Origin of the sequence: Klebsiella sp. GW_Kp182 (genome assembly GCF_040062275.1) — a bacterium.
In the GTDB taxonomy this organism is placed as follows: Bacteria; Pseudomonadota; Gammaproteobacteria; order Enterobacterales; family Enterobacteriaceae; genus Klebsiella; species Klebsiella michiganensis.
On record NZ_JBEAFQ010000009.1, the window covers coordinates 36,101 to 62,115 of the forward strand.

The window sequence follows — 26,015 nt, forward strand, 5'->3', positions numbered from 1 at the left end:
GAGGAAAAGAACGAGATGAGTATGGTGAATGCGACCCCGGGTAAACTTTCAGTTCGTAACCTGAATTTCTACTACGGAAAATTCCATGCCCTGAAAAACATCAACCTGGATATTACCAAAAACCAGGTTACGGCGTTTATCGGACCGTCAGGCTGCGGTAAATCCACGCTGCTGCGTACGTTCAACAAAATGTTTGAGCTGTACCCGGAGCAGCGTGCGGAAGGCGAAATTCTGCTCGATGGCGATAATATTCTGACCAACACCCAGGATATCGCTCTGCTGCGCGCCAAAGTGGGGATGGTGTTCCAGAAGCCGACGCCGTTCCCGATGTCGATTTATGACAACATCGCCTTTGGCGTGCGCCTGTTTGAGAAGCTTTCCCGCACGGATATGGATGAGCGCGTGCAGTGGGCATTGACCAAAGCCGCATTGTGGAATGAAACCAAAGATAAACTGCATCAGAGCGGATATTCTCTCTCCGGTGGCCAGCAGCAGCGTCTGTGCATTGCGCGCGGTATCGCTATTCGTCCGGAAGTTCTGCTGCTGGATGAGCCCTGCTCGGCGCTGGACCCGATCTCTACCGGGCGTATTGAAGAGCTGATCACTGAACTGAAACAGGATTACACCGTCGTTATCGTGACCCACAACATGCAGCAGGCCGCGCGTTGCTCCGACCATACGGCATTTATGTATCTTGGCGAGCTGATTGAATTCAGCAACACGGACGATCTGTTTACCAAGCCCGCTAAGAAGCAAACTGAAGATTATATTACTGGCCGCTACGGTTGATTGCCCTTCTGCTATCAGGCTCTAACCTATTGGGCAATCAGGAGATACTATGGATAACCTAAATCTTAACAAACATATTTCCGGCCAGTTCAATGCTGAACTGGAGTACATCCGCACCCAGGTCATGACCATGGGTGGGCTGGTGGAGCAGCAGCTTTCTGATGCGATCACCGCGATGCATAACCAGGACAGCGAACTGGCAAAGCGCGTTATTGACGGCGACAAGCAGGTCAATATGATGGAAGTGGCGATCGATGAGGCCTGCGTGCGCATCATCGCCAAGCGTCAGCCGACCGCCAGCGACCTGCGTCTGGTGATGGCGATTATCAAAACCATCGCCGAGCTGGAACGCATCGGCGACGTCGCGGATAAAATCTGCCGCACCGCGCTGGAAAAATTCTCCCAGCAGCATCAGCCGCTGCTGGTGAGCCTGGAATCGCTGGGGCGCCACACCGTGCAGATGCTGCATGATGTGCTGGACGCCTTTGCGCGTATGGACCTTGATGAAGCGGTGCGTATTTATCGCGAAGATAAGAAAGTCGACCAGGAATATGAAGGCATCGTGCGCCAGCTGATGACCTATATGATGGAAGATTCGCGCACCATTCCAAGCGTCCTGACCGCCCTGTTCTGTGCCCGCTCGATTGAGCGTATCGGCGACCGTTGTCAGAACATCTGCGAATATATTTTCTACTTCGTTAAAGGTCAGGATTTCCGTCACGTTGGCGGCGACGAGCTGGATAAACTGCTGGCCGGGAAAGATCCTAAAGAGTAATAAATCACAGAGACTAATTCTGATAAAGGATTTATCAGAATTAGTTATGATTAATATTACTCCTGTTTTTAATTAACAAAATTGGTGCGATTGTCGTCACAAATAATAATTTCATCAATTGTGGTTTGATTTTAATAGCGTAACAATGCGGTACATTAATCGGGTGACTTGTTGCGGCAAGGCTCGAATAAAACTCTGGATTGTTACTGCGCAAGCAGGCAAAACCTGACATCACCGTTAACCTGGTGATGTCAGGTTTTTTTTTTGCCAGATAATCCGCCATTAGCCGATGAAAGGGATTGTTACCGCAGCGCGGGCAAAACCTGAAGCAAGCCTCCTCTGTTTTCTGCAGGGGGATTGCTTCAGGTTTTTTTTGATTTGATGCAAGGCTGTTTGTGGGTAAACCAGGATGGTATTAACCGAATAAATAATAGTGCTGGTTTTAATAACGTTCTTTTTTTCCTTAAGGGGAAGCACCTTTTCGGTAACAAGCTTTATTCGATAGAAAAATAAAAATACGCCTTCGCGTTAGTTGACATTTTATCGCGATATTCAGTTGCACCTGTTTTTATATAAAGGGAACTTATGTTTAAAAGAAATCTGATTACCTCGGCCATACTTATTATGGCGCCGCTCGCTTATACAACCCATGCTATGGCGGAATCGCTAACCGTTGAACAGCGTCTTGAGCTTCTGGAGAAGGCGCTTAAGGATACGCAGAGCGAACTAAAAAAATATCAAGATGAAGAGAAGGCCAGAAATCGACTCTGGATTGCCAGTACGCAGCCTGGCGCACCTGAGCAGAGTGCGTCCGCGCAGGTTGTCAGCGCGCCCGCGCCGGCAGGCGGCGCTGCAAAACCGGCGGCGGTTCTGGTGAAAAACGAACAGCCCGCGGCTAACGGCGAGTCCATTTATAGCTCGATGACAATGAAGGATTTCAGCAAGTTTGTGAAGGATGAAATTGGCTTCAGCTATAACGGCTATTACCGTTCCGGCTGGGGGACCGCATCCCATGGTTCACCTAAGTCCTGGGCGATTGGCTCGCTGGGTCGCTTTGGTAATGAATATTCGGGCTGGTTTGATTTACAACTTAAGCAGCGGGTCTATCAGGAAGGCAATAAGCGGGTTGATGCGATCGTGATGCTTGACGGCAACGTCGGGCAGCAGTATTCCTCCGGCTGGTTTGGCGATAACGCTGGCGGCGAGAACTATATGCAGTTCTCTGATATGTACGTCAACACCAAAGGTTTCCTGCCATTCGCGCCGGAAGCGGATTTCTGGGTGGGTAAGCACGGTGCGCCGAAAATTGAAATCCAGATGCTGGACTGGAAAACGCAAAGAACCGATGCCGCAGCCGGCGTTGGCCTTGAAAACTGGAAGGTGGGCGCGGGTAAGTTTGATATTGCGCTGGTGCGCGAGGACGTTGATGACTACAACCGTACGTTGACCAAAAGCCAGCAAATTAACACCAATACTATTGATATTCGTTATAAAGAGATCCCGCTTTGGGATAAGGCGTCATTGATGGTCAGCGGCCGGTATGTCGCGGCAAATCAGAGCTCATTCGAGAAATATAATGAAGGTAATAATGGATATTATGAATGGAAAGATACCTGGATGGCGGGGACGTCGTTAACGCAGAAATTTGATAACGGCGGATTTAACGAATTTTCCTTCCTGCTGGCAAATAACTCCATCGCCAGCAGCTTCTCGCGCTATGCGGGATCCAGTCCGTATACCACATTCAACGGCAGATACTATGGCGATCATACCAACGGCACCGCCGTTCGCTTGACCTCGCAGGGGGAAACCTATTTGAGTGATGACATTATTATGGCGAACGCCATCGTTTACTCCTTTGGTAATGATGTCTACAGCTACGAGACCGGCGCGCACTCCGATTTTGAGTCTCTTCGCGCCGTCGTGCGCCCGGCCTGGATCTGGGATAAATATAATCAGACCGGCGTTGAATTGGGCTATTTCAAGCAGCAGAACAAAGATAGTACCGGCAAGAAATATAACGAATCCGGCTACAAAACTACCCTGTTCCATACCTTTAAAGTGAATACCAGTATGCTGACCTCCCGCCCGGAAATTCGTTTCTATGCGACTTATATTAAAGCGAAGGATATCGACCTGGATAAGGCGGCTAACAGCAATACCAGCAGCATTTTTGAAGATGGTAAGAACGATCAGTTTGCCGTTGGCGCTCAGGCTGAAATCTGGTGGTAAGGCTGGCAACGGTCAGGACAAAATTCTAAAGAGGAATAAAGATGAAACGACATGCTATTTACTTCGCTCTGGCGCTGGCGGGCGCGGCGTTTACCGCTCATGCCGCGCCGTTTCCGGTCACGCCGAGCGCGGCGATCCCGGTCAGCCAGTATATTACGCAGGTTAACGCCGATAAGAGTATCACCTTCCGCCTGTTTGCCCCGGATGCAAAACGGGTGTCCGTGGTGACGGGGGCAACGCCGGATACCTTTGTCTCCCATGATATGAGCAAAGATGAGCAGGGGATCTGGACATGGAAAAGCGATGCGCTGGCACCCAATCTCTACGAATACTATTTTGATGTCGACGGATTCCGTTCCGTCGATACCGGTAGCCGCTATCAGAAGCCACAGCGTCAGGTGAATACCAGCCTGATCCTGGTACCCGGCAGCATTCTTGACGATCGCGCGGTCGCCCACGGCGAGCTACGAACCCTGACCTATCATTCAAAGGCGCTGAACGCTGAGCGTCGCGTCTACGTGTGGACGCCGCCAGGCTATACCGGTACCGGCGAACCGCTGCCGGTGCTCTATTTCTATCACGGTTTTGGCGACAGCGGACTGTCGGCCATCGACCAGGGCCGTATTCCGCAAATCATGGATAACCTGCTGGCGGAAGGCAAAATCAAGCCCATGCTGGTGGTGGTGCCGGATACCGAAACCGATATTCCTGACGCGATTGCGGAAAACTTCCCGCCGCAGGAGCGGCGTAAAACCTTCTATCCGCTGAATGCGAAAGCGGCTGATAAAGAGCTGATGAACGATATTATTCCGCTGATTGATGCGCGCTTTAACGTGCGTAAAGACGCGGACGGCCGGGCGCTTGCCGGGCTGTCGCAGGGCGGTTATCAGGCGCTGGTCTCCGGAATGAACCATCTGGAGAGCTTCGGCTGGCTGGCGACGTTCAGCGGCGTAACGACAACCACGGTACCGGATGCCGGCGTCGAGGCGCAGCTACACAACCCACAGGCGATCAACAAGCAGCTGCGTAACTTTACCGTCGTCGTGGGCGAGAAAGACGTGGTTACCGGCAAGGATATCGCCGGGCTGAAAGCGGAGCTGGAGAAGCAGAAAATCAACTTTGATTACCATGAGTATCCGGGCCTGAACCATGAAATGGACGTCTGGCGTCCCGCCTACGCCGAATTTGTACAGAAGTTGTTCAAATAGCATGAAGGAGCCAGTTCGCTGGCTCCTTATCTTCAATACCTTGAGGGAGACAATATGAAATTAATCGTGACGGAAGATTATGCAGAGATGAGCCTGGTCGCCAGCCATCACGTTCTGGGCTACATCACCGCGCCGCGCAGGGTGAACCTGGCGGTAACGGCAGGCAGTACGCCGAAGAAAATGTATGAACATCTGACGGCCGCGGTTAAAGGTAAATCGTTCTATTCTCAGGTCCATTATTACAACTTTGACGAGATTCCGTTCCGCGGACAGGATCGTGAAGGCGTGACCATTTCCAATCTGCGCAGCCTGTTTTTCACCCCCGCGCAAATCTCTGAAGAGAATATCCACCCGCTCAGCCATGAAAACTTCAGGCATCACGACCAGCGGTTACAGGACGAAGGGGGCCTCGATCTGATAGTGATGGGCCTCGGCGCTGACGGCCATTTTTGCGGTAATTTGCCGAATACCACGCGCTTCCACGATGCGACGGTGGAAGTCCCTATCGTCGGCGATATGGTGGATCTTGTCGCTCACGGCGAGATGGGCGGCGACTTCTCTGCGGTGCCGGATAGCTACGTCACGATGGGGCCGAAAAGCGTCATGGCGGCGAAAAACCTGCTGCTGATCGTCAGCGGCGCGGCAAAAGCGCAGGCGCTAAGGCAGGTGATTGAAGGCGAAGTCAGCGAGCGGGTTCCGGCTTCGGTGCTGAAATTACATCCTTCCCTGGTGATTGTGGCTGATAAAGCGGCGGCTGCGGAATTGAGTCAACCGTAATCCACTTTCAGCGTAGCGCAGGCGGGACGCGCCCTGATAGCGCTACGCTCCAGGTTTATCGCGTTATATTCCAGCCGCGCGCCTGCCATAACTCAGGTAGCTCTTCGAGGCGGGTAAACGTCGTCACCTTCGGATGTTCGATCGGCTTATTATGCGGATCGGCGCAGAAGTAGAACACTTCCATGCCTGCGGCGATCCCCGACTGCGCGCCTGCGCTGGAGTCGTCGACAAGAATGCAGTTCTTGACGTTAACGTTCATCGCTTTTGCGGCATGCAGCATCAGGGCCGGATCGGGCTTCCAGCGCTGGATATCGTAGCCGCTGTACAGACGCTCCGGGAAATGGTGCAGCATTGCGGTTTTACCGAGAGAGTGCTGCATTTTGCTCACCGGGCCGTTGGAGACCACGCACATCGGCACGCTGACCGCGTCCAGCAGCGCCTGTGCGCCAGAAATGACTTCCAGTTCAGTATCAAACAGGCGCGCGACTTCATCGCGGTACACCGGCTCAAGGGTCGCCTTATCCAGATTAACGCCGTACTCCGCGTTAATGGTGTCGATAATCTCGTACAGCTTGACGCCTTTGAAGCGCTTAAAAATCTCGTCTAAATCCAGCGTAATGCCGAATTCCCTGAACATGTGAACGTAGGCGCGGGAGCAGATCACCTCGCTGTCGACCAGCGTGCCGTCACAGTCGAAAAATACTGCTTCTGGTTGGGTCATGTCGTTTCCATTTTAATAAGTTAACGTTTTCGTCTTGCTGATTAGTGAGACGCAATCGTTGCCGTATAAGCAAAATCGATGAAAAAAAGTATCTCACAACCGCCCTTATTGTCGCATTTTGGTATAGGATAGCGACGAATTTTCCCTCCTTTGTTCGGAAACCGATAATGAGTCAACAACAAACCAGCCAGTCATCTGGCCCGGGTCTGCTGGAGCGCGTGTTCAAACTACGTGAACACGGCACGACGGCACGCACCGAAGCGATTGCAGGTTTCACCACTTTTCTGACAATGGTGTACATCGTTTTTGTTAACCCACAGATCCTCGGCGTGGCGGGTATGGATACCAGCGCCGTGTTCGTCACGACCTGTCTGATCGCCGCGTTCGGCAGCATCATGATGGGCCTGTTCGCTAACCTTCCGGTGGCCCTGGCGCCGGCGATGGGACTGAACGCCTTCTTTGCTTTTGTCGTGGTACAGGCAATGGGCCTGCCGTGGCAGGTCGGGATGGGCGCGATTTTCTGGGGGGCGGTTGGCCTGCTGCTGTTGACGATTTTCCGCGTACGCTACTGGATGATCGCCAATATCCCGGTTAGCCTGCGTATCGGTATCACCAGCGGTATTGGCCTGTTCATCGGTATGATGGGCCTGAAGAACGCCGGCGTGATCGTCGCCAACCCGGAAACCCTGGTGAGCATCGGCAACCTGACGTCCCACAGCGTACTGCTGGGCATTCTTGGCTTCTTTATTATTGCGATTCTGGCTTCCCGCAACATCCACGCCGCGGTGCTGGTTTCTATCGTGGTTACTACGCTGCTGGGCTGGCTGCTGGGCGACGTTCACTACACCGGAATCGTATCCATGCCGCCGAGCGTCACGACGGTCATTGGGCATGTTGACCTGGCAGGCTCGCTGAATCTCGGCCTGGCGGGCGTGATCTTCTCGTTTATGCTGGTGAACCTGTTCGACTCCTCCGGTACCCTGATCGGCGTGACCGATAAAGCTGGTCTGGCCGATGCGCAGGGTAAGTTCCCGCGGATGAAGCAGGCGCTGTTTGTCGATAGCGTCTCGTCTGTTGCGGGCTCCTTTATCGGCACCTCTTCCGTAACCGCCTATATTGAATCTTCCTCGGGCGTTTCCGTAGGCGGACGTACCGGCTTAACCGCCGTGGTCGTTGGTCTCTTGTTCCTGCTGGTGATCTTCCTGTCGCCGCTGGCGGGTATGGTCCCGGCCTATGCCGCAGCCGGCGCGCTGATTTACGTTGGCGTCCTGATGACCTCTAGCCTGGCGCGCGTGAAGTGGGATGATTTAACCGAATCAGTGCCGGCGTTTATTACCGCCGTGATGATGCCGTTTAGCTTCTCCATTACGGAAGGTATTGCCTTAGGCTTTATCTCTTACTGCGTAATGAAGATCGGTACCGGTCGACTGCGCGATCTCAGCCCATGCGTGATTGTGGTTTCGCTGCTGTTTGTGCTGAAGATTGTGTTTATCGACGCGCATTAATACCCGCGCCGTCACACTCAGCCGTTCTGGCGAATGTGACGGCGTCTATCAGGCTTTAACTCGCTGAATATACTCGGCAAAAGCGCTAAGCTGTCCGCTCAGATGGTCGAGCGTGCTCTGATCGACGACTTTCCCCTCCTGCGGATCCACTTTGTTCTGAATCACGCCACCCATAAATTCGGGCTTATTCATCACCATAGCGTCGAGGAATACCAGAATCTGACGCAGGTGATACTGACAGCGCGCACCGCCAATAGCCCCCATCGAACTGGTTTGAATCAGTACCGGCTTACCGGCCAGCGGCTGTTCCGGCAGGCGAGATAGCCAGTCGATGGCGTTTTTCAGGCCGCCGGGCACCGAGTAGTTGTATTCCGGCGTAACGATAACCACGCCATCAGCCTCGCGAATTTGCTGAGCGATATCCTGAACGCTTTGTGGGAATCCCTCTTCCTGCTGGACGTCGGCATCATAGAGAGGAATATCGCCAATGGACGGTAACGCGGAAACCGCCATTCCTGCGGGCGCGATGCCGGGGAGGGTACGCGCGACCATGGCATTAAAAGAGCCTTTGCGCAGACTTCCGAGTAACGTAACAACTTTCAACGTATCAGACATGATTGCTCCTTTGCATCATGATGGCCGGGTTATCCGGTCAGTTGAGGGAGAAGGCTTTTTCTACCGGTAAATGAGTGAAACGCATCAGCCGGGCGGACGGCTCTTTGGCGCGAGCCTGCGCGTCGGGCAGGCTGCGCCAGCCCTCTTTACCATTATATTCCCAGACTTTCAGCTGGCCGATATCCGGACTGGCGGCGATGGACCAGACCAGCACCGTTTCGGCATCGCACACCGCTTCGATTGACTGCGTCCCGCTTGTCCGTAATCGTCCGGAGCCCGGAAGAAGCTGGAGGTTAACGGCGTTTTCACCGGTCAGTTTCATGACGCTTTTGCGGAGTGCGTCAAGCTGAGCGCGCGCTTCATCAGGATCGTGCTGGTTGCTAATCCATACCCGCTCATTACTGTTAAAGACGTAGCGGTCGGCGTCGGGCGAGGCATGTAAACTGCGGGAGGCGTGCGGTAATTCCATATCCAGGCCGCAATCACCTTCGGTGGATAACGCGACGCCGACAATATTCCCGGCATAGGAGATGGAAAAACGCGGGAGATTTTCGTCGCGGAAAGCGGGTTTTCCATTCTCTTCGTCAATAATTTCAGGAAGTTCGCTGATGCCGTACAGCATAAAGAGGAGTTCTGCGAGGAGTGACCGTGATGCGCGATAGCGGCTTTGTCGGTACTCAGGCAGGCGGCTGGCGGATTGATGACAGGCCGCTGACAGGCGTGTTGATAGCGGTTCCCGGGTGTTGAGTATCCCTCTTGCAAAATGCGTTGCCATTCGTCGCTCCGTGATTAATGGTCAATGATAGAAATTGCGAATTATATTATCGCTCAGAATTGCCAGGTTTTAATGCGGAAATCACCCCTTGCGCAATAAAATGCATAAATTTTACAATTTATTGCGCAAGACGGGCTAATCCAACGCTAGAGCGGTTCAGTATAGAGCTGCCTGAGCGTTTCTCGCAGCCAGACGATCTTCGGATTGTAGCTGTTGCGCTTATGCCACAGGAGGGTGAAGGGGACGCGTATTTTCTCCAGCTGGGACGGCTCCAGCGGCAACGGGAGTGAAACCAGCGGCAGATGGTGCTGTTGATTGTAACGCTGGCAATAGCGCGGGGCGGTGGCCAACATCGTATGATGAGGCTGGGCCGCCATAAACAGCGACTGCTCAAAACCCGGAACGGTCAACGCCACGGTGCGTTTATGCCCCAGATCGTGCAGAACATCATCCAGCGCCCAGGTATCGCTTTGTTCCCAACAGATATTGATATGCGGATAACGCAGGAAAGTGTCCAGATTCCACTCCTCGTTCAGCGCGGGATGATCGGCGCGCAGCCATACCTGCGGGAGATCGGTAAACAGGATTTCAAAATCGATATACCAGGGCAGCAGGCTGAGCTGTTCACGGGAGCGAGGATGGGTTTCCCGGCCGCAAAAACCGATGTCGACTTCACCGCGAATAATCGCATCCAGCGAATCATAATCCCAGTTACGCAGGCGGATCAGCGCCTGCGGATAGCGCTGGTAGATCCGCTGTGAAAGCGTATTCAGCAGGATCATCAGCAGCGGCGACTCTGCCGCCAGCTCAAACTTTAACCCGCTCGGCATGGTGTGATGAGGCTTATCGAGGATCTGATTACCCATCTGCATCCAGTCCGCCAGATCCTGCTCCATACTGCTCATCAGCGGCGTGGGTGACAGTCCCAGAGGCGTTTTGACAAACAGCGGATCGTCAAACCAGGCGCGCAGCTTGGCCAGCGATTTACTCACTGCCGACGGCGAAACGTTCATCCGTTTCGCCGTGCGGGTGACGCTGAGCTCCTGGGTTAAGAGCTGCAGGCACAGCAGCAGGTTAAGATCGAGACTCGACAGGGGTTTCTTCATAGCGTTGCGCGGCCCGCGCCGGAGAGGTGACCATAATCAGAACAATGCTCACTATGCTACAGGCAATAAGTATCCCGATCAGCATATTCATCGCGCTGAGCCCGATGATAGCCGCCAGCCAAATCCACAGTGAAGAGCCGCAGACCTGAGCAATTCCCAAAACAGAACTCGCCACGCCGGCGCGCAGGGTGAATGGCCCAAGGGCCTGACTCATTGCTACGCCAAAGCCGGCGGAGAACCCGGCGCAAATCAGCCCCAGACCCAGCATTGTCATCGTCTGGCTGGTGGAGAGGCTCAGCAGCACGCCGGCGATAAAGAACAGCACCTGCGAGGTCAGCATCAGGGTGCGGGGCTTAAATAGCGTCAAAGCGAACGGCGTTGAGAACGACACCACCATGCTAACAAGCGCCATTAGCGCCATCGCCATGGAATAGGTGCCGCGATCGAAGCCCATCACTTCCATCATGAGCACCGGGGAGACGTTAACGTAAGTCAGGATAGCCGTCACGCTCAGGGTGGTTATGATAATTCGGCTGAGAAAAAAGCGGTTAAGCAGCGACTCGGGGACATTATTTTGCTGCAACGCCGCATGTGGCGCGGCTGTGGGACGCGTTTCCCGCAAGATAAAGACCGAGAGCAGTCCCACCAGAACGCCCATGCCTGTCATGGTATAGAACAGGCTCTGCCACGGGTATTTCAGCATAATCAGGTGGCCGAGTACCGGCGCCAGTACCGGAATAATGCAGGTGATACCGTTAAGGAGGGAAAGCACCTTCGCCCGGCGGCGATCGTCGAGGGTATCGCGCAGCACCGCAAAGGCGACGACGTAGCAGCTGCCCGCGCCGATCCCCTGAATAAAACGCCCAGCCAGGAAGTGGGCGCTGACCTGCGCCTGCGAGCAGAGAAGGGAGGCCAGTATGAAGACAACGGCACCGAAAATCGCCACCGGTTTGCGCCCTGATTTATCGGCGATACGACCCGCAAACAGCATCGCCGCGGCCATTCCTGCCAGATAAACTGAAAAGGCGATATGCAGCTGCGCTTCACTGGCCCCCAGATCCTGCGCAATGCGCGGCAGACCGACCAGATACATATCGATGCCGGATGGATAAAGCAGAACCAGCGCAAAACTGCAGATAAGAAAGCGTGCCATAGAACCCCTCGCATTAGAATGCGGTACAGAATAGTGGGGTTCGTGCGGGAGTACGAGTTGCCATTTGGACAACAACGATTTCCTGGGAGGAAAAACGGTTGAAAGATGTGCAGCGATAATTTAATTATTTGTTTTTATATCGCTTTTTGATGTTTCCAATCAAGCGATCGCGTCCCGCATTATTTCCAGATCTTGGCCATACCTTCACTTTCTGGCCTGACGCTGGAAAACCCAAATTTGGCGTACAGTTCGGGAACATCCGCCACCAGCGAGACGTATGCCCCTTTAACCGCGTTTTCATCCAGCCAGGAGACGATTTTCTGCATGATCTGGCGACCGAGACCTTTTCCCTGATGGGCCGGGTCCACGGCGACGTCGACGATTTCAAAGTTCAGCGCGCCGTCGCCGACGATGCGTCCCATACCAACGGGCACGTCCGCATAGAGGACATGCACGCCGTAGCAGCTACGCGGCAGACCCGCGCGGGCGCCTTCCAGCGGACGTGGCGACATACCTGATATGACGCGCAGGCGACAAAAATCCTCCGCCGTAGGGACGGTATCAATAAACGTGTAATCAGCCATCATTGTCGTATCCGGTAAGTGGGAGTACCGATAAGGGTAATAGACAAAGCGATACGCCGTGAAGACGCTAAAGGAAAATAATTAACCCGCTTTAACAGGACGTTAAGGCGAGTGAGTACGCTTTATTTAATCTCATTTCTGATGCCCTGCTGATAGGGTGTGTTTTTTCCGCAACTATCTGTTTATGCCCATCATACTTCAAGTTGCATGTGCGTTGGCTTTGTTACTCGGCCTAAGACCTCGCCCCTACGGGAACAGAGCAAGCGCTGTTCAAGGCACAAGTACCTACCGTCATATGGCATACGAGTAGTGACTCCCCGAGTGTTATGAACCCCTGCTTTGGAGGCTCGTATAATATTTTTTTTGCATTTATCCTGACCCCATAAATAGGCGATGGTTGAGAGCCGCCTGCATTCAAATTTTTATTTAAAGAGCAGCCATGATCGATGCTGGAATCTCGACGCTCGGCTGTATAAAAAGGCAATGTTGTGAAGCGTTATTTTGTAGTGCGTTAAGAGAAAGCGAGCAAGTACCTGAACATATTAGAACTGGGATAACCAGGGGGGGGTTAAAATGATAGTTGAGTGCTTTTATGTATCTTGTTGTTTTTTAATAAATGTTTTGGTGGTTTTGATGTTTTTTTCGGGGTGTTGAGCGAAGTCCAATAATGGATGAAATATTCTGTTGAGATGGTTGGGGGTTCTATTTCATAATCTTTTGCAGATTAATATTACATAAGGAAGTTGGCGTGTAAGCATTAGGGTGCTGATTGGAATGCGCCATGGGCTTTCTTTTTCAATATTTTACTCCGCTGTTTGTCATCTTAAATAATGTATTTAGGGGTCATTCTTCCCTGAATGAACCGTTGTATGGTTCTATTTTAAAAGAATGAATGAGTAATGATTATATTTTTATTAAGGATTAAATAATGAAAAAGCAATTTGTAATGACTGCTGTGGCAGCATTGTTCAGCGTAGGGATGGGTGTGGCTCATGCGGTTGATGGAACGATCAACTTCGTCGGTACCGTTACTGCCGACAGTTGCACCGTGGATATCAACGATCAGACAAACCCAACCCTGAACCTGGGTACCGTGAACACGGTTGATCTGGCGAAAGCTGGCGACACCGGTCCGGCAACGAACTTTACGCTGGATCTCACCGCTTGCCCGAATACGGTTACCGCAGCAAGCGTGACTTTTACTGGCAATGCCGATGGCTCTATGAACACGGCGTTCAAAAATGAGTCCAGCGACAGCGGCGCGGCTACTAATGTTGGCGTTCAGCTGTACGACGCATCTGCAGCCAAAGTCAGCCCGTCTTCTGCTGTCGACGTTAGCTCTTTCCTGACGGCGGACGCTACCACTACCGAAGCACATATTCCATTCACCGCTCGTATGGTTGCTGTGGCTGATACCGCAACTGCCGGTACGCTGGTTTCTCACGCTGACTACACCATCAGCTACCAGTAACCCTCCGTATCAGGGAGAACGCCAGGGCACGGAGGCCCTTGTTTTCAAACGATTAGGAAAGAGGATGCAACGGTTCATGAGAAAGTCAGTTATTTACGGTCTGCTGGCGGCTGCGATGTGCGCCGTAACATCTGCGCACGCAGGGGTCGTTATCGGCGGTACGAGACTGGTTTATCACGGCGGCGATAAGGAAGCGTCCATTCAGGTGATGAACAGCGCTAACGGTCAGATTCCCTACCTTATTCAAAGTTTTGTCGATGACAAAGGCCCGAAAGGAGATCGTCCCGGTACCACCGGTTCGCTGCCCTTTACCGTTACGCCACCGCTGTTTCGACTGGATGCTGGTTCAGAAAATACGATTCGCGTTGTCAGAACAGGGGGGAATTTCCCGGCAGATCGGGAAAGCGTTTACTGGCTGGATGTGAAGGCGATACCGGCAAACAATCCGGCGGATAAGGGCAAGAACGTGCTGCGCTTTTCGCTGAAAAACCGAATCAAACTTTTTTATCGTCCCAAAGGCGTTGCCGATCCCACCAGTGAGGCAATGGAGGCGATCGGTTTTCACAGGACGGGCAACAAGCTGACCGTCACCAATCCAACCCCCTGGTATCTGAGCTTCTTTAAGCTGAACGTCGGTGACAAAGTGGTCGATACGGCGTTTACCATGGTCGCGCCGCACGGTTCGACTGATTACACCATTCCGGCAGGGGCAGGCGGGAAAATCACCTGGCAATATATCAATGATTATGGCGCAGGATCGTTGGTTCTGGACGGGAAAGGGTAATCATGTCTCAACCATCCATAGACGTAGCGGGCAAAAGCAGCGCTTTTTTATTACAACCGCTTGCCTGCATTATTATTTTAGCGCTGTATGGAACGCAGGGCGCGCTGGCTCAGGATGAGTTCGATATGGCGGCGCTGGAGACCAGTGGACCCAAACTTAACGTTGATCTCAGCCAGTTTTCCCAACCCGGTTCACAGCTACCGGGTCGCTACCACGTAGACGTTTATGTGAACCATGAGCAGGTTGACACGCAAACGCTGGACTTTGTGCAGGATAAACATGGGCAGCTTACGCCTGTGGTGACCCCCGCGCTGTTGGCGCAGTGGGGTATTAAGATTGGTGATATCGATACGCTGCGGAACAAGAACAGTATCAACGATCTGGCTGCAACCGTCCCGGATAGCCAGATCAGACTCGATTACAGCCAGATGCGTCTGGATCTCACCATACCGCAGGCTGACGTCAACAGCGCGGCGCAGGATTCCGTCAGCCCGACGCTGTGGGATGAAGGAGTGCCGGCGCTGCTGCTGGGCTATGACTTTAACGGTTCAAACACCTGGCGCGACGAGAACGATTCTGGAAGGGAAGATAGCTATTTTCTGAACCTGCACAGCGGCATTAACCTGGGCGCGTGGCGGCTGCGAAACTACAGCACCTGGACCTACAGCAAATCGCCGGAATATCACGACACCACAAGCGGCGAAGACGTTAGCAGCGGCGGGAGCAGCGAAAGCGACTGGAGCTCCATCAACACCTTTTTACAACGCGACGTGCAAGCCGTACAGGGGCTGTTAACGCTGGGCGATGCGACCACTCCTTCCGATGTTTACGACGGTTTTACGTTCCGCGGCGTCCAGCTTTCTTCAGACGATGACATGCTGCCTGACAGTCTGCGCAACTTTGCGCCAACGGTACATGGCATTGCAACCAGCAACGCGACGGTCACCATTCGCCAGAATAATAGCGTGATTTACCAGAAGCAGGTACCGCCGGGGCCGTTTAAGATCGACGATCTCTACCCAAACTCCACAAACGGCGACCTGCTGGTAACGATTAAAGAGTCAGACGGCAGCGAACGCAGCTTCGTCCAGCCGTTCTCCAGCGTGGCAATCATGCAGCGCGAAGGGCATCTTAAGTATGACTTCACCGGCGGTAAATACCGCAGCAACAGCGATGGTCAGGAGCCGAAGTTCGCCCAGATGACGCTGATCTACGGCCTACCGTACGATATGACGATATACGGCGGTACGCAGCTGGCGGATAGCTACCAGAACGGGCTGTTGGGGATGGGATTCACCCTCGGTGAACTGGGCTCCATCTCCTTTGACGGGGCCTATTCCTCGGCCGATTTGAGCAATGACGAGCACAAAGAGGGGCAGTCCATACGCGCCCAGTACTCAAAAAGTATGCTCAGCACCGGCTCAACGATCACGCTGGCGGCATACCGTTATTCCACTAAGGGCTACTACAGCTTTCAGGATGCGGCGGATCTAATCGTCAATGATTCTCACGATGACGATCTGAACGACCAGGATGAATTTGACTTAAGCCATAACAAACGTTCCCGCTGGCAGCTGTCACTCAGTCAGTCGCTACCAGAGGGCTGGGGATCGCTTTATGCGAGCGGCTACCAGCAGGATTACTGGAACGAAGGTGGATATGAGCGAAACCTGTCCCTCGGCTACGACACCAGCTGGGATGGCATGACGTTGGGCCTGAACTACACCTTCAGCAGCATGCCGGGAACAGAGGACGACCATCAGGGCGCGTTGAATATCAGTATCCCGCTGAGTAAATGGCTGCCGAAAGCCTATGCCGGATACAGCCTCAACACTAACCGCCACGGAGACACCACCCAGCAGGTCAGCTTGTACGGTACGGCTTTGAAGGATTCGAACCTTAGCTATAGCGTGATGGAAGGCTACAGTAACCATGAAAATTCCGGCAATAACGGCACGCTATCCGTCGATTATACCGGTCGCGCGGGCGAAGCGAACATGGGTTACAACTACGATCCGGACAGCAGGCAGGTGAACTATGGCGTGCAGGGCGGAGTGGTGGTGCACCCTTACGGCGTCACCTTTTCGCAGTCGCTGAGTGAGGATATCCAGTCGCTGGCGCTGGTGCGCTCGCCGGGGGTCAGCGATGTGACCGTGGAAAACGGCACCGGGGTCAGCACCGACTGGCGCGGTTATGCCATCGTACCTTATCTCACGCCGTATCGCCGCACGACGGTAAGGCTTGATACCAGCACCCTGGCCGACAATGCGGAAGTCGATAGCTCCACGGCGCAGGTGGTGCCGACGGAAGGGGCGATTGTACTGGCGGGGTTTAAAACGCATATCGGCGCGAGGGTGTTGATGCATCTGCATCACGCGAATACGGACGTTCCTTTCGGCGCCACCGTCACGCTGGCAGAGGACGACAGCGTCAACAGCATCGTTAGCGACGGCGGTTCAGTGTATCTGACCGGGATGCCGCAGCAGGGCGACATCCTGGCACAGTGGGGCAAAGGAAAAAATGCGCAGTGCCATGCCCATTATCAGCTGCCACAAGAGGGTGAAAAAACTGGCGTAATTAATCTTGATGCGCAATGTCAGTAGAGAAAAGGTGGTGAAATGAAAAACAGAACAACATGCAGGCCGCCGTTGACAGGGCAGCGCGAGGCAAACACACGGTTTTTTCGCCAGGCGGTAATGGCTGGATGCGCTTGCACGCTATCGCTGAATGTCTGGGCCTCAGAGTGTTACTCGAGTGTTGCCTCAACGAGCGTTGATCTGAAAACGATATCGGTGTCGCCGGATCTGGCCGTTGGACAATCGATTACCGGCGGCGATAAAACGTTTGATTCGGTTCAGTTTGCGTCATGTGAATCCTCATTTACGGTAGAGAAATACTTTTATGGTTATCTCTATTCGTCGTTGGCTTCGGCGGGAACCTATAACGGCCGACTGACTTTTAAAACCAATTTGTCCGGCGTTGGCGTTCAGCTTGGCGCCAGCATGTCGGATACGAAAGGGGCCTCGGGCAACGGCTGGATAACCAGCGGCTCGTCAATAAAGCTGTTAACCGATGACAGTATCGGTTGGGGGGCGATGATTTATATGTCGATTACCCCAAAGCTTAATTTAATTAAAATCGCCGACTCGGTAAGCGGCGGTACGCTCTCCGGAAAGGTTGGTTACGGTCAGGCGAACGGCAACCAGGGGTCGGCAAATATCGATATTAATTTCACTGGCACGTTGTCGGCCAGCGGCTGTACCCTCTCCGGCGGCTCGGATCTGAGTTTTACGCTTGATGATGTGCAAAAAAGCGAACTGCCTTCGGTCGGGAGCACTTGGGGAGAGAGCAGTGAAAAAGATATATCGCTGAGCTGTACTGCCGGAACGAATGTCTATTTTACCCTTAGCGGCACACAGGAACCTGGCACCAGTGATACCAGTATATTAAAGAATAATGGCACCGCTAAAGGACTTTCCGTGCAGGTGATGGATCTGCATGGCGGCGGTAATCACCCGGTCAATCTGAATTACCGCTGGTCGCCGATTACCAGCTCAGGGACGACGGCAAAAATACCGCTCGCCGCGCGTTATATTCGCACGGGCGACTTAACCCCGGGCTCCGTTGACGCCAGCGCCACCTACACGCTTGATTATGATTAAGGAGAATGAATATGTTTCTGCGTTTATTTTTTCTCCCTTTGTTACTGCTAGCGATAGCGTCATTAGCTGAGGCTGACGGGGGCAATATTCATATTACGGGAAATTTGACGGCTCAATCCTGCACAGTAGATGGCGCTACAGATTTTACGCTTTCTTTGGGTACGGTTGACCGGGCGGATTTACCTTCTGTGGGTTCAACGGCTAATCAGGTTGGACTCAATATCCCGCTAAGTTGTATCAGCGGTACGAAAGTAATAATACAGATTGACGGCACCAGCGTAAGTGACAATAACACGGTCATGGTAAATACCGGTACCGCGGAGGGGGTCGGTACGCAATTACTGGAGCCCAACAATAACAACAGGCCTGTCCCACTCGGGAGTTCCTGGACAATTATCGAAAATTCACAGACCAGCGAAGTGATTACTCTTGGCGCCAGATTCTACAGAACAGGCGATGTGGTTCCCGGAACGGTGAATGCGACGGCGACTTATACCCTCTCATATGAATGAAAATGACAGGGTAGATATTTTTCTGCCCTGTCAGGTTATCGCGCTGTGCTTTCATCAGACCGCAGGCGGTCAGTAATGAAATCTCGATATGATTTATGCAGGTGCAGTTCGTGAGTTCTTTTGCTTGCCGCTAAACATTTGATGTGATTTTTAGCGTAAAAAGTGAACAATGACACAGCGTTTTTAATTCAGAATACAAAATCGCGGATGGTCCCGCACGACTACGCGCCAGTACAAACAATAAAAACCCGCATTAACAATCAGTTAATGCGGGTTAGTCAATGCTCACATACTGAGCTTATTTACCAATACAGAAACTTGAGAAAATGCGTCCCAGCAGGTCGTCGGAGGTAAACTCGCCGGTGATTTCGCTCAGGCTCTGCTGGGCCAGGCGCAGCTCTTCCGCCAGCAGCTCGCCAGCCCAGGCGCCCAGCAGCTGCGCTTTACCCTGCTGAAGATGCTCTGCGGCGTCGGACAGCGCCTGCAAATGGCGGCGGCGCGCCAGAAAGCCGCCTTCCATATTGGTTTCAAAGCCCATGCTCTGCTTGAGATGATTACGCAGCACGTCTACGCCCTCGCCGGTACGCGCCGAAAGGCGAACAAGTGAGTGGTCATTCACTTCGCTCAGCCCCAGCGTTTCTCCGGTGATATCCGCCTTGTTGCGCACCACGGTAATCGGCAGGTTTTTCGGCAGACGGGCGATAAAATCTGGCCAGATATCTGCCGGATCGGTCGCATCGGTGGTGGTACCATCGACCATAAACAGCACGCGATCGGCTTGTTCAATCTCCTGCCAGGCGCGTTCGATGCCGATACGTTCGACCTCATCGTTCGCATCGCGCAGGCCGGCGGTATCAATGATGTGCAGCGGCATACCGTCGATATGGATATGCTCCCGCAGCACGTCGCGGGTGGTACCGGCAATATCGGTGACGATAGCCGCCTCCCGGCCCGCCAGCGCGTTCAGCAGGCTTGATTTCCCGGCGTTCGGCCGCCCGGCAATGACGACCTTCATCCCTTCGCGCAGCAGGCTACCCTGGCGCGCTTCGGCGCGCACGGCGTCAAGATCGGCGATAACGTCGTTTAGCTGGGCTTCGATTTTGCCATCGGAGAGGAAGTCGATCTCTTCGTCCGGGAAATCAATGGCCGCTTCCACGTAGATGCGCAGGTGCGTCAGCGCTTCCACAAGATGGTTTACGCGAGTGGAGAATGCGCCCTGCAGCGAATTCAGCGCAGAACGCGCCGCCTGCTCGGAGCTGGCGTCGATCAGGTCGGCAATGGCTTCTGCCTGTGCCAGGTCGAGCTTGTCGTTTAAAAACGCGCGCTCGGAGAACTCGCCGGGCCTGGCGATGCGCACGCCCGGCAGCGTCAGAATGCGTTTCAGAAGCAGGTCGAGGATAACGGGGCCGCCGTGGCCCTGAAGCTCCAGCACGTCTTCGCCGGTAAAGGAGTTCGGGCCGGGGAACCACAGCGCAATCCCCTGATCCAGCGCGCTGCCGTCGCTGTCTTTAAACGGCAGGTAGTCGGCATAGCGCGGCTTCGGCAGCTTGCCCAGCACCGCCTGCGCAACGTCGCGCGCCTTCAGGCCAGAGATGCGCAGAATGCCCACACCACCGCGTCCCGGTGGGGTTGCCTGGGCGACGATAGTGTCGTTATGGCTCATGGTGACTCTCTATGTGGATGTAAAAAAGGCGGTCTATTGACCGCCTTCTCTGGCATTAACGTTACCGTAAATACTCAAAATAATTCAAGAGTATCAGGATTTTTTCTTCTCGCGGCTATGCAGGCCACGCTTCTCCAGACCACGGTAAATCAGCTGCTGCTGAATAATGGTGACCAGGTTGCTGACGATATAGTAAACCACCAGACCTGACGGGAACCACAGGAAGAACACCGTGAAGATGACCGGCATAAAGGTCATGATCTTCTGCTGCATCGGGTCGGTCACGGTGGTCGGAGACATCTTCTGGATGAAGAACATCGTCGCGCCCATGATGATCGGCAGGATGTAGTACGGGTCTTGCGCCGACAGGTCGTGGATCCACAGGATAAACGGCGCATGACGCAGTTCAACCGAGGCGCTCAGCATGTAGTACAGCGCAAGGAAGATTGGCATCTGGATAATCAGCGGGAAGCAGCCACCCAGCGGGTTAACCTTCTCAGCTTTATACAGGGCCATCATTTCCTGGCTTTGACGCTGCTTGTCGTCGCCCAGACGCTCGCGCATTGCCTGAATCTTCGGCTGCAGCATACGCATCTTCGCCATGGAGGTGTACTGCGCTTTAGTCAGCGGGTACATGATGCCACGAACGATAAAGGTGATGACGATGATGGAGAAGCCCCAGTTGCCCAGGAAGCTATGGATCCATTTCAGCAGTTTGAACAGCGGCTGAGAGATAAACCACAGCCAGCCGTAGTCGACGGTCAGGTCAAGATGCGGCGCAACGGCGGCCATTTTGTCCTGAATGGCCGGGCCGACCCACAGGGTGCTTTCCAGCTTATCGGTTTGACCCGGCTGCACCAGAACCGGCTGAGATTTGTAGCCGATTGCCACAATACCGTTGCCGAGATTCGCGGTGTAGAAGTTGTTAGTACCGGTGTTCTGCGGAACCCATGCGGTAGTAAAGTACTGCTGCAGCATGGCAACCCAGCCGTTTTTGGTGCTGACGTTCAGGTTTTCGTTATCGACGATAGTATCGAATTTATATTTTTCGTACTTCGTTTCAGACGTTGAGTACGCCGCGCCACGGAAGGTGTGCATCGTCGTCAGACCGCCGGTCTGCGTGTCGCGATGCGTCGGCAGGTTGGCGGTTTGCTTCAGCTGGCCAAAGGTCGACAGTTCCAGCGGTTTTTCGCTGGCGTTCTGCACGCTATAGCCGACGTTCACCGCATATTCACCGCGCTTCAGGGTGAAAGTTTTAGTGAATACGTTGCCTGCTTTATCGGTGTACGTCAGAGGAATGACGATTTCGTTCTGGCCATCAGCCATCACAAACGCATCTTTATCGACGTTATACAACGGACGCGGTCCGTTAGCCGGGTTGTCCGGGCCATCACGACCGGTCAGGCCGCTCTGCGCCTGATAGGTAAACTGCGGCGTGGTTTCCAGAAGCTGGAACGGCTCAGTTGACTTCAGCTCTTTCGGATAATCCAGAAGCAGCGCTTGCTCAACATCACCACCGCGGGTGTTGATGGTCAGGTCAAGCACATCGGTTTTTACCGTAATCAGTTTCCCCTGGCCACTGGCCGGTACGCCCTGGTCGGCGGCGCTACCCGTTGCTGTGGTCGTTGTCTGCGTGGTCTGCTGCTGGGGTTGAGGATTGTTATCCTGCTCCCAGGCTTGCCAGATCATGAAAGACACGAACAACAAAGCGATGATAAGAAGATTGCGTTGCGAATCCATCGTTAGTGTTCTCTGGTATCAAATGGTCCAGGCGGGACGGGATCGTCACCACCAGGGTGTAAAGGGTGGCATTTTAATACGCGTTTCACCGTCAACCAACTGCCTTTTATCAATCCAAACCTGCGCAATGCCTCAATTCCGTATTGAGAACAGGTCGGCGTGAAACGACAGTGCGGCCCGAGTAGCGGACTAATCAGGCGCTGATAGACCCGAATCAGGCCTATCAGGACCCGCGAGCCAGGCGACAGTGGCGGCGCCATAATTTTTCCAACGCTTCCGAGAGAGCACGGTTATCGAGGTCGGCAACCCCTTTCTTCGCCACCACCACGAAATCCATTGGCGGGAGTTCATGTTGACGTAAACGGAAGCTTTCACGCGTCAGACGTTTAATCCGATTGCGTTCATGCGCGCGCTTGACGTTTTTCTTGGCGACGGTAAGACCGATGCGGGGATGCCCCAGCGAATTTTGGCGGCCGAGGATGGTGATTTGCGGCGTGCCAGCCCGTAATGGCTGCTGGAAGACGAAAGTGAAATGACTGGGAGTTAACAAGCGTAACTCCCTGGGAAATGCGAGCTTAACCACTCAGGGTTAGCTTTATTACTTGGAAACGGTCAGACGAGCGCGGCTTTTAGCACGACGACGTGCCAGAACCTGACGACCATTTTTAGTAGCCATACGAGCACGGAAGCCGTGAGAACGGTTGCGCTTCAGTACAGACGGTTGAAAAGTGCGTTTCATGGCGATTTCTACCTAAACTTGAATAATTTCACTGACTTTCGCGTAAATCCGAACGAATTTCGAACGGCCTACGCCTCAGCGTGGGTGATTAAAGAGGCCGGATTGTAATAATTGTACACTCCGGAGTCAATTCTCTTTCCTTATTTCTCGCACCTTGCCGCACAAAAAACAGGCGATGGCACGCTGCGGAAAACGGGCATTACGCGCCGGGTGGTGGATTATACGACCTGGTGGATAAAGCGCAAGGATCGCAAAGGATCTTTGTTAGATCGATTAAGCCCAAAACCAGGATAGTTCATTAATTTTTCCAATATGCGGCTGAAATCGTGCCCCACTCCAGCCAGGATCGATTACACTTACCCAGCTTCGATCCTTCCTGTGGATAAATCGGGAAGAATCTGTTGAGAAACACAAGATCTCTTTCTCAGTTTAGGCTATGATCCCCGGTCCCGATCGGGATCCAGAGATCCGCATCGGGTAATAACCGCAGATAGCGGTTCGCACGTCACCCCTTTTGTGCAGGGGCTTTTCGGCTATGCAGGGTCTTGTCGACGTGTGCCAACAATCACGATTGTTTCAGTTTCTCTTTATATATCGATTTTTGTTCGAGTGGAGTCCGCCGTGTCACTTTCGCTTTGGCAGCAGTGTCTTGCCCGATTGCAGGATGAGTTACCAGCCACAGAATTCAGCATGTGGATACGCCCTTTGCAGGCGGAATTGAGCGATAACACGCTGGCACTGTATGCGCCAAACCGTTTTGTGCTCGATTGGGTAAGGGATAAATACCTCAATAATATCAATGGACTCCTCAATGATTTTTGCGGTGCGGATGCCCCACAGCTGCGGTTTGAGGTGGGCGCTAAGCCTGCCGTTCAGATGCAGAGAGGTACGGTAAGCGTTGCGGCCGCAGCACCTGCGCAGCAGATCCAGACGGCGCGCGTTGCGCCCACTATCGTGCGTCCGGGCTGGGATAACGTTCCGGCGCCGGCAGAACCGACCTACCGCTCTAACGTCAACGTCAAACATACGTTTGATAACTTCGTCGAAGGTAAATCCAACCAGCTGGCTCGCGCGGCGGCGCGTCAGGTTGCGGATAACCCCGGCGGCGCGTACAACCCGCTGTTTCTTTATGGCGGCACCGGCCTGGGTAAAACGCACCTTTTACATGCGGTGGGTAACGGAATTGTGGCGCGTAAACCCAATGCAAAAGTGGTTTACATGCACTCCGAGCGTTTTGTACAGGATATGGTAAAAGCCCTGCAAAACAACGCCATTGAAGAATTTAAGCGCTATTACCGCTCCGTTGACGCACTGCTGATCGATGACATTCAGTTTTTTGCTAATAAAGAGCGCTCGCAGGAAGAGTTTTTCCACACCTTTAACGCCCTGCTGGAAGGCAATCAGCAGATCATCCTGACGTCGGATCGCTATCCGAAGGAGATCAACGGGGTTGAAGATCGTCTGAAATCACGCTTCGGCTGGGGGCTGACGGTTGCGATCGAGCCGCCTGAGCTGGAAACCCGCGTGGCGATCCTGATGAAAAAAGCCGATGAAAACGACATCCGCCTGCCGGGCGAAGTGGCGTTCTTCATTGCCAAGCGCCTGCGCTCTAACGTACGTGAGCTGGAAGGGGCGCTGAACCGCGTTATCGCCAACGCCAACTTTACCGGCCGGGCGATCACCATCGATTTCGTACGCGAAGCGCTGCGCGATCTGTTGGCTTTACAGGAAAAACTGGTCACCATCGACAATATTCAAAAGACGGTGGCGGAGTATTACAAAATTAAGGTAGCGGACCTGCTGTCTAAACGCCGCTCCCGTTCGGTGGCGCGCCCCCGCCAGATGGCGATGGCGCTGGCAAAAGAGCTGACCAACCACAGTCTGCCGGAAATCGGCGATGCGTTTGGCGGCCGCGACCATACCACCGTCCTGCACGCTTGCCGTAAGATTGAGCAACTGCGTGAAGAAAGCCACGATATCAAAGAAGATTTTTCCAATTTAATCAGAACATTATCCTCGTGACGCTATGAAATTTACCGTAGAACGTGAACATTTATTAAAACCGCTGCAACAGGTGAGCGGTCCTTTAGGTGGTCGTCCGACGCTACCGATTCTTGGCAACCTGCTCCTTCAGGTTACCGATGGCGCGCTGTCGCTGACCGGTACCGATCTGGAAATGGAAATGGTCGCGCGCGTTGCGCTGATTCAGCCGCACGAAGCGGGAGCAACAACCGTTCCGGCGCGTAAATTTTTTGATATCTGCCGCGGCCTGCCTGAAGGCGCGGAGATTGCGGTACAGCTGGAAGGCGAGCGTATGCTGGTGCGTTCCGGTCGCAGCCGCTTCTCGCTCTCTACGCTGCCTGCAGCGGATTTCCCCAACCTTGATGACTGGCAGAGCGAAGTTGAATTTACCCTGCCGCAGGCGACCATGAAGCGCCTGATCGAGGCGACGCAGTTTTCGATGGCTCACCAGGACGTTCGCTATTACTTGAACGGCATGCTGTTTGAAACCGAAGGCAGCGAACTGCGCACCGTGGCGACCGACGGCCACCGCCTGGCGGTTTGCTCGATGCCGCTGGAAGAGTCCCTGCCCAATCATTCGGTGATCGTACCGCGTAAAGGTGTGATTGAGCTGATGCGTATGCTCGACGGCGGCGATACCCCGCTGCGCGTGCAGATCGGCAGCAACAATATCCGCGCTCACGTTGGCGACTTTATCTTCACTTCAAAGCTGGTGGATGGTCGTTTCCCTGACTATCGCCGCGTACTACCGAAAAATCCGGATAAGCACCTGGACGCCGGCTGCGATATTCTCAAGCAGGCCTTTGCCCGCGCGGCGATTCTTTCTAACGAAAAATTCCGCGGCGTGCGCCTTTACGTCAGTGAAAATCAGCTGAAAATCACCGCCAATAACCCGGAACAGGAAGAAGCGGAAGAGATTCTGGACGTCACCTATGCCGGGACTGAGATGGAAATCGGTTTTAACGTCAGCTACGTACTGGATGTGCTTAACGCGCTGAAGTGCGAGAATGTGCGTATTCTGCTGACCGATTCCGTGTCGAGCGTGCAGATTGAGGATGCGGCTTCTCAATCCGCAGCCTATGTCGTCATGCCTATGCGATTGTAGAATCTGCAAAGGGGCTGGTTTACTTGCCATTTCGCCTTCCGGCAGTGCTCGAAATGCTCACGTACTTCGTGTACGCT

The 26,015-nt window shown here is 53.6% G+C and carries 24 protein-coding genes; 13 read left to right on the plus strand and 11 right to left on the minus strand.

Going from position 1 to position 26,015, the window contains the following annotated elements; genetic code table 11:
* Nucleotides 1-15 precede the first annotated feature (15 nt).
* The 5 genes from pstB to ABLU88_RS11425 all read left to right on the plus strand — a co-directional run bounded on the left by pstB (nucleotide 16) and on the right by ABLU88_RS11425 (nucleotide 5,781).
* Complete coding sequence (gene pstB / locus ABLU88_RS11405) at nucleotides 16-789, plus strand: phosphate ABC transporter ATP-binding protein PstB (RefSeq protein WP_004855746.1); 774 nt, start codon at nucleotides 16-18, stop codon at nucleotides 787-789.
* Between the two features lie 49 nt (nucleotides 790-838).
* Complete coding sequence (gene phoU / locus ABLU88_RS11410; protein WP_004107251.1) at nucleotides 839-1,564, plus strand: phosphate signaling complex protein PhoU; 726 nt, start codon at nucleotides 839-841, stop codon at nucleotides 1,562-1,564.
* Between the two features lie 585 nt (nucleotides 1,565-2,149).
* Nucleotides 2,150-3,796 (plus strand): carbohydrate porin, encoded by a 1,647-nt coding sequence (locus ABLU88_RS11415; protein ID WP_348836554.1) that lies wholly within the window; start codon nucleotides 2,150-2,152, stop codon nucleotides 3,794-3,796.
* 35 nt (nucleotides 3,797-3,831) lie between these two features.
* Complete coding sequence (locus ABLU88_RS11420; protein ID WP_177952236.1) at nucleotides 3,832-5,004, plus strand: alpha/beta hydrolase-fold protein; 1,173 nt, start codon at nucleotides 3,832-3,834, stop codon at nucleotides 5,002-5,004.
* 54 nt (nucleotides 5,005-5,058) lie between these two features.
* Nucleotides 5,059-5,781, plus strand: coding sequence for a glucosamine-6-phosphate deaminase (locus tag ABLU88_RS11425; protein ID WP_348836555.1), 723 nt, complete (start codon nucleotides 5,059-5,061; stop codon nucleotides 5,779-5,781).
* A gap of 55 nt (nucleotides 5,782-5,836) precedes the next feature.
* On the opposite strand, the gene yieH is transcribed toward ABLU88_RS11425, so the two are convergent.
* Nucleotides 5,837-6,502, minus strand: coding sequence for a 6-phosphogluconate phosphatase (yieH, locus tag ABLU88_RS11430; RefSeq protein WP_032751783.1), 666 nt, complete (start codon nucleotides 6,500-6,502; stop codon nucleotides 5,837-5,839).
* 167 nt (nucleotides 6,503-6,669) lie between these two features.
* On the opposite strand from yieH, the gene adeP reads away from it, so the two are divergent.
* Nucleotides 6,670-8,007, plus strand: a complete 1,338-nt coding sequence (adeP, locus tag ABLU88_RS11435) for an adenine permease AdeP (RefSeq protein WP_014839859.1) — start codon at nucleotides 6,670-6,672, stop codon at nucleotides 8,005-8,007.
* Nucleotides 8,008-8,055: 48 nt separating this feature from the next.
* On the opposite strand, the gene ABLU88_RS11440 is transcribed toward adeP, so the two are convergent.
* The 5 genes from ABLU88_RS11440 to ABLU88_RS11460 form a co-directional block, all read right to left on the minus strand.
* Nucleotides 8,056-8,622, minus strand: a complete 567-nt coding sequence (locus ABLU88_RS11440; protein ID WP_004855733.1) for an NADPH-dependent FMN reductase — start codon at nucleotides 8,620-8,622, stop codon at nucleotides 8,056-8,058.
* Between the two features lie 37 nt (nucleotides 8,623-8,659).
* The gene (locus ABLU88_RS11445; RefSeq protein ID WP_014227339.1) at nucleotides 8,660-9,397 is read right to left on the minus strand and encodes a hypothetical protein; all 738 of its coding nucleotides are present in this window, start codon (nucleotides 9,395-9,397) and stop codon (nucleotides 8,660-8,662) included.
* 146 nt (nucleotides 9,398-9,543) lie between these two features.
* A complete protein-coding gene (gene yidZ, locus ABLU88_RS11450; RefSeq protein ID WP_025107550.1) occupies nucleotides 9,544-10,503 on the minus strand; it encodes an HTH-type transcriptional regulator YidZ in 960 nt (319 codons plus the stop codon).
* Nucleotides 10,472-11,656 carry an MFS transporter gene (locus tag ABLU88_RS11455; protein ID WP_316533163.1) on the minus strand — a complete coding sequence of 395 codons (1,185 nt, stop codon included), beginning with the start codon at nucleotides 11,654-11,656 and terminating at the stop codon, nucleotides 10,472-10,474. The genes yidZ and ABLU88_RS11455 overlap by 32 nt, the downstream gene beginning before the upstream one ends.
* Before the next feature lie 179 nt (nucleotides 11,657-11,835).
* Nucleotides 11,836-12,243 (minus strand): GNAT family N-acetyltransferase, encoded by a 408-nt coding sequence (locus tag ABLU88_RS11460; RefSeq protein WP_224384576.1) that lies wholly within the window; start codon nucleotides 12,241-12,243, stop codon nucleotides 11,836-11,838.
* Between the two features lie 925 nt (nucleotides 12,244-13,168).
* On the opposite strand from ABLU88_RS11460, the gene ABLU88_RS11465 reads away from it, so the two are divergent.
* From ABLU88_RS11465 to ABLU88_RS11485, 5 genes are all read left to right on the plus strand, one after another.
* The gene (locus ABLU88_RS11465) at nucleotides 13,169-13,711 is read left to right on the plus strand and encodes a fimbrial protein (RefSeq protein WP_025107553.1); all 543 of its coding nucleotides are present in this window, start codon (nucleotides 13,169-13,171) and stop codon (nucleotides 13,709-13,711) included.
* 76 nt (nucleotides 13,712-13,787) lie between these two features.
* Complete coding sequence (locus tag ABLU88_RS11470) at nucleotides 13,788-14,495, plus strand: molecular chaperone (RefSeq protein WP_032751796.1); 708 nt, start codon at nucleotides 13,788-13,790, stop codon at nucleotides 14,493-14,495.
* A 2-nt stretch (nucleotides 14,496-14,497) separates the two neighbouring features.
* Nucleotides 14,498-17,098 carry a fimbria/pilus outer membrane usher protein gene (locus ABLU88_RS11475; protein ID WP_201993470.1) on the plus strand — a complete coding sequence of 867 codons (2,601 nt, stop codon included), beginning with the start codon at nucleotides 14,498-14,500 and terminating at the stop codon, nucleotides 17,096-17,098.
* A 189-nt stretch (nucleotides 17,099-17,287) separates the two neighbouring features.
* Nucleotides 17,288-18,157 (plus strand): fimbrial protein, encoded by an 870-nt coding sequence (locus ABLU88_RS11480; protein WP_025107556.1) that lies wholly within the window; start codon nucleotides 17,288-17,290, stop codon nucleotides 18,155-18,157.
* Between the two features lie 11 nt (nucleotides 18,158-18,168).
* Nucleotides 18,169-18,669, plus strand: a complete 501-nt coding sequence (locus ABLU88_RS11485) for a fimbrial protein (RefSeq protein ID WP_025107557.1) — start codon at nucleotides 18,169-18,171, stop codon at nucleotides 18,667-18,669.
* Between the two features lie 298 nt (nucleotides 18,670-18,967).
* On the opposite strand, the gene mnmE is transcribed toward ABLU88_RS11485, so the two are convergent.
* The 5 genes from mnmE to rpmH all read right to left on the minus strand — a co-directional run bounded on the left by mnmE (nucleotide 18,968) and on the right by rpmH (nucleotide 22,811).
* Nucleotides 18,968-20,332, minus strand: a complete 1,365-nt coding sequence (gene mnmE / locus ABLU88_RS11490) for a tRNA uridine-5-carboxymethylaminomethyl(34) synthesis GTPase MnmE (protein ID WP_025107558.1) — start codon at nucleotides 20,330-20,332, stop codon at nucleotides 18,968-18,970.
* Nucleotides 20,333-20,425: 93 nt separating this feature from the next.
* Complete coding sequence (gene yidC / locus ABLU88_RS11495) at nucleotides 20,426-22,072, minus strand: membrane protein insertase YidC (protein ID WP_004855708.1); 1,647 nt, start codon at nucleotides 22,070-22,072, stop codon at nucleotides 20,426-20,428.
* Nucleotides 22,073-22,074: 2 nt separating this feature from the next.
* Nucleotides 22,075-22,332: a membrane protein insertion efficiency factor YidD gene (yidD, locus tag ABLU88_RS11500; RefSeq protein WP_004871831.1), complete on the minus strand. Its 258-nt coding sequence runs from the start codon at nucleotides 22,330-22,332 to the stop codon at nucleotides 22,075-22,077.
* Nucleotides 22,296-22,655 carry a ribonuclease P protein component gene (gene rnpA, locus ABLU88_RS11505; RefSeq protein WP_004871829.1) on the minus strand — a complete coding sequence of 120 codons (360 nt, stop codon included), beginning with the start codon at nucleotides 22,653-22,655 and terminating at the stop codon, nucleotides 22,296-22,298. The genes yidD and rnpA overlap by 37 nt, the downstream gene beginning before the upstream one ends.
* A gap of 15 nt (nucleotides 22,656-22,670) precedes the next feature.
* Complete coding sequence (rpmH, locus tag ABLU88_RS11510) at nucleotides 22,671-22,811, minus strand: 50S ribosomal protein L34 (RefSeq protein ID WP_004871828.1); 141 nt, start codon at nucleotides 22,809-22,811, stop codon at nucleotides 22,671-22,673.
* Nucleotides 22,812-23,432: 621 nt separating this feature from the next.
* On the opposite strand from rpmH, the gene dnaA reads away from it, so the two are divergent.
* Together dnaA and dnaN are read left to right on the plus strand one after the other, a co-directional pair.
* Nucleotides 23,433-24,833 carry a chromosomal replication initiator protein DnaA gene (gene dnaA, locus ABLU88_RS11515; protein WP_004871826.1) on the plus strand — a complete coding sequence of 467 codons (1,401 nt, stop codon included), beginning with the start codon at nucleotides 23,433-23,435 and terminating at the stop codon, nucleotides 24,831-24,833.
* A 4-nt stretch (nucleotides 24,834-24,837) separates the two neighbouring features.
* Nucleotides 24,838-25,938: a DNA polymerase III subunit beta gene (dnaN, locus tag ABLU88_RS11520; RefSeq protein WP_004107206.1), complete on the plus strand. Its 1,101-nt coding sequence runs from the start codon at nucleotides 24,838-24,840 to the stop codon at nucleotides 25,936-25,938.
* Nucleotides 25,939-26,015 lie beyond the last annotated feature (77 nt).

Excerpts from the sequence above, each read along its gene's own strand:
- adeP (WP_014839859.1), top strand. The coding sequence starts at position 6,670 with ATGAGTCAACAACAAACCAGCCAGTCATCTGGCCCGGGTCTGCTGGAG.
- dnaN (WP_004107206.1), top strand. The coding sequence starts at position 24,838 with ATGAAATTTACCGTAGAACGTGAACATTTATTAAAACCGCTGCAACAG.
- ABLU88_RS11455 (WP_316533163.1), bottom strand. The coding sequence starts at position 11,656 with ATGGCACGCTTTCTTATCTGCAGTTTTGCGCTGGTTCTGCTTTATCCA.
- ABLU88_RS11475 (WP_201993470.1), top strand. The coding sequence starts at position 14,498 with ATGTCTCAACCATCCATAGACGTAGCGGGCAAAAGCAGCGCTTTTTTA.
- ABLU88_RS11445 (WP_014227339.1), bottom strand. The coding sequence starts at position 9,397 with ATGGCAACGCATTTTGCAAGAGGGATACTCAACACCCGGGAACCGCTA.
- pstB (WP_004855746.1), top strand. The coding sequence starts at position 16 with ATGAGTATGGTGAATGCGACCCCGGGTAAACTTTCAGTTCGTAACCTG.
- ABLU88_RS11470 (WP_032751796.1), top strand. The coding sequence starts at position 13,788 with ATGAGAAAGTCAGTTATTTACGGTCTGCTGGCGGCTGCGATGTGCGCC.
- yidD (WP_004871831.1), bottom strand. The coding sequence starts at position 22,332 with ATGGCGCCGCCACTGTCGCCTGGCTCGCGGGTCCTGATAGGCCTGATT.
- ABLU88_RS11415 (WP_348836554.1), top strand. The coding sequence starts at position 2,150 with ATGTTTAAAAGAAATCTGATTACCTCGGCCATACTTATTATGGCGCCG.
- yidZ (WP_025107550.1), bottom strand. The coding sequence starts at position 10,503 with ATGAAGAAACCCCTGTCGAGTCTCGATCTTAACCTGCTGCTGTGCCTG.
- ABLU88_RS11485 (WP_025107557.1), top strand. The coding sequence starts at position 18,169 with ATGTTTCTGCGTTTATTTTTTCTCCCTTTGTTACTGCTAGCGATAGCG.
- rpmH (WP_004871828.1), bottom strand. The coding sequence starts at position 22,811 with ATGAAACGCACTTTTCAACCGTCTGTACTGAAGCGCAACCGTTCTCAC.
- yidC (WP_004855708.1), bottom strand. The coding sequence starts at position 22,072 with ATGGATTCGCAACGCAATCTTCTTATCATCGCTTTGTTGTTCGTGTCT.
- mnmE (WP_025107558.1), bottom strand. The coding sequence starts at position 20,332 with ATGAGCCATAACGACACTATCGTCGCCCAGGCAACCCCACCGGGACGC.
- ABLU88_RS11465 (WP_025107553.1), top strand. The coding sequence starts at position 13,169 with ATGAAAAAGCAATTTGTAATGACTGCTGTGGCAGCATTGTTCAGCGTA.
- ABLU88_RS11440 (WP_004855733.1), bottom strand. The coding sequence starts at position 8,622 with ATGTCTGATACGTTGAAAGTTGTTACGTTACTCGGAAGTCTGCGCAAA.
- phoU (WP_004107251.1), top strand. The coding sequence starts at position 839 with ATGGATAACCTAAATCTTAACAAACATATTTCCGGCCAGTTCAATGCT.
- ABLU88_RS11460 (WP_224384576.1), bottom strand. The coding sequence starts at position 12,243 with ATGATGGCTGATTACACGTTTATTGATACCGTCCCTACGGCGGAGGAT.
- yieH (WP_032751783.1), bottom strand. The coding sequence starts at position 6,502 with ATGACCCAACCAGAAGCAGTATTTTTCGACTGTGACGGCACGCTGGTC.
- ABLU88_RS11425 (WP_348836555.1), top strand. The coding sequence starts at position 5,059 with ATGAAATTAATCGTGACGGAAGATTATGCAGAGATGAGCCTGGTCGCC.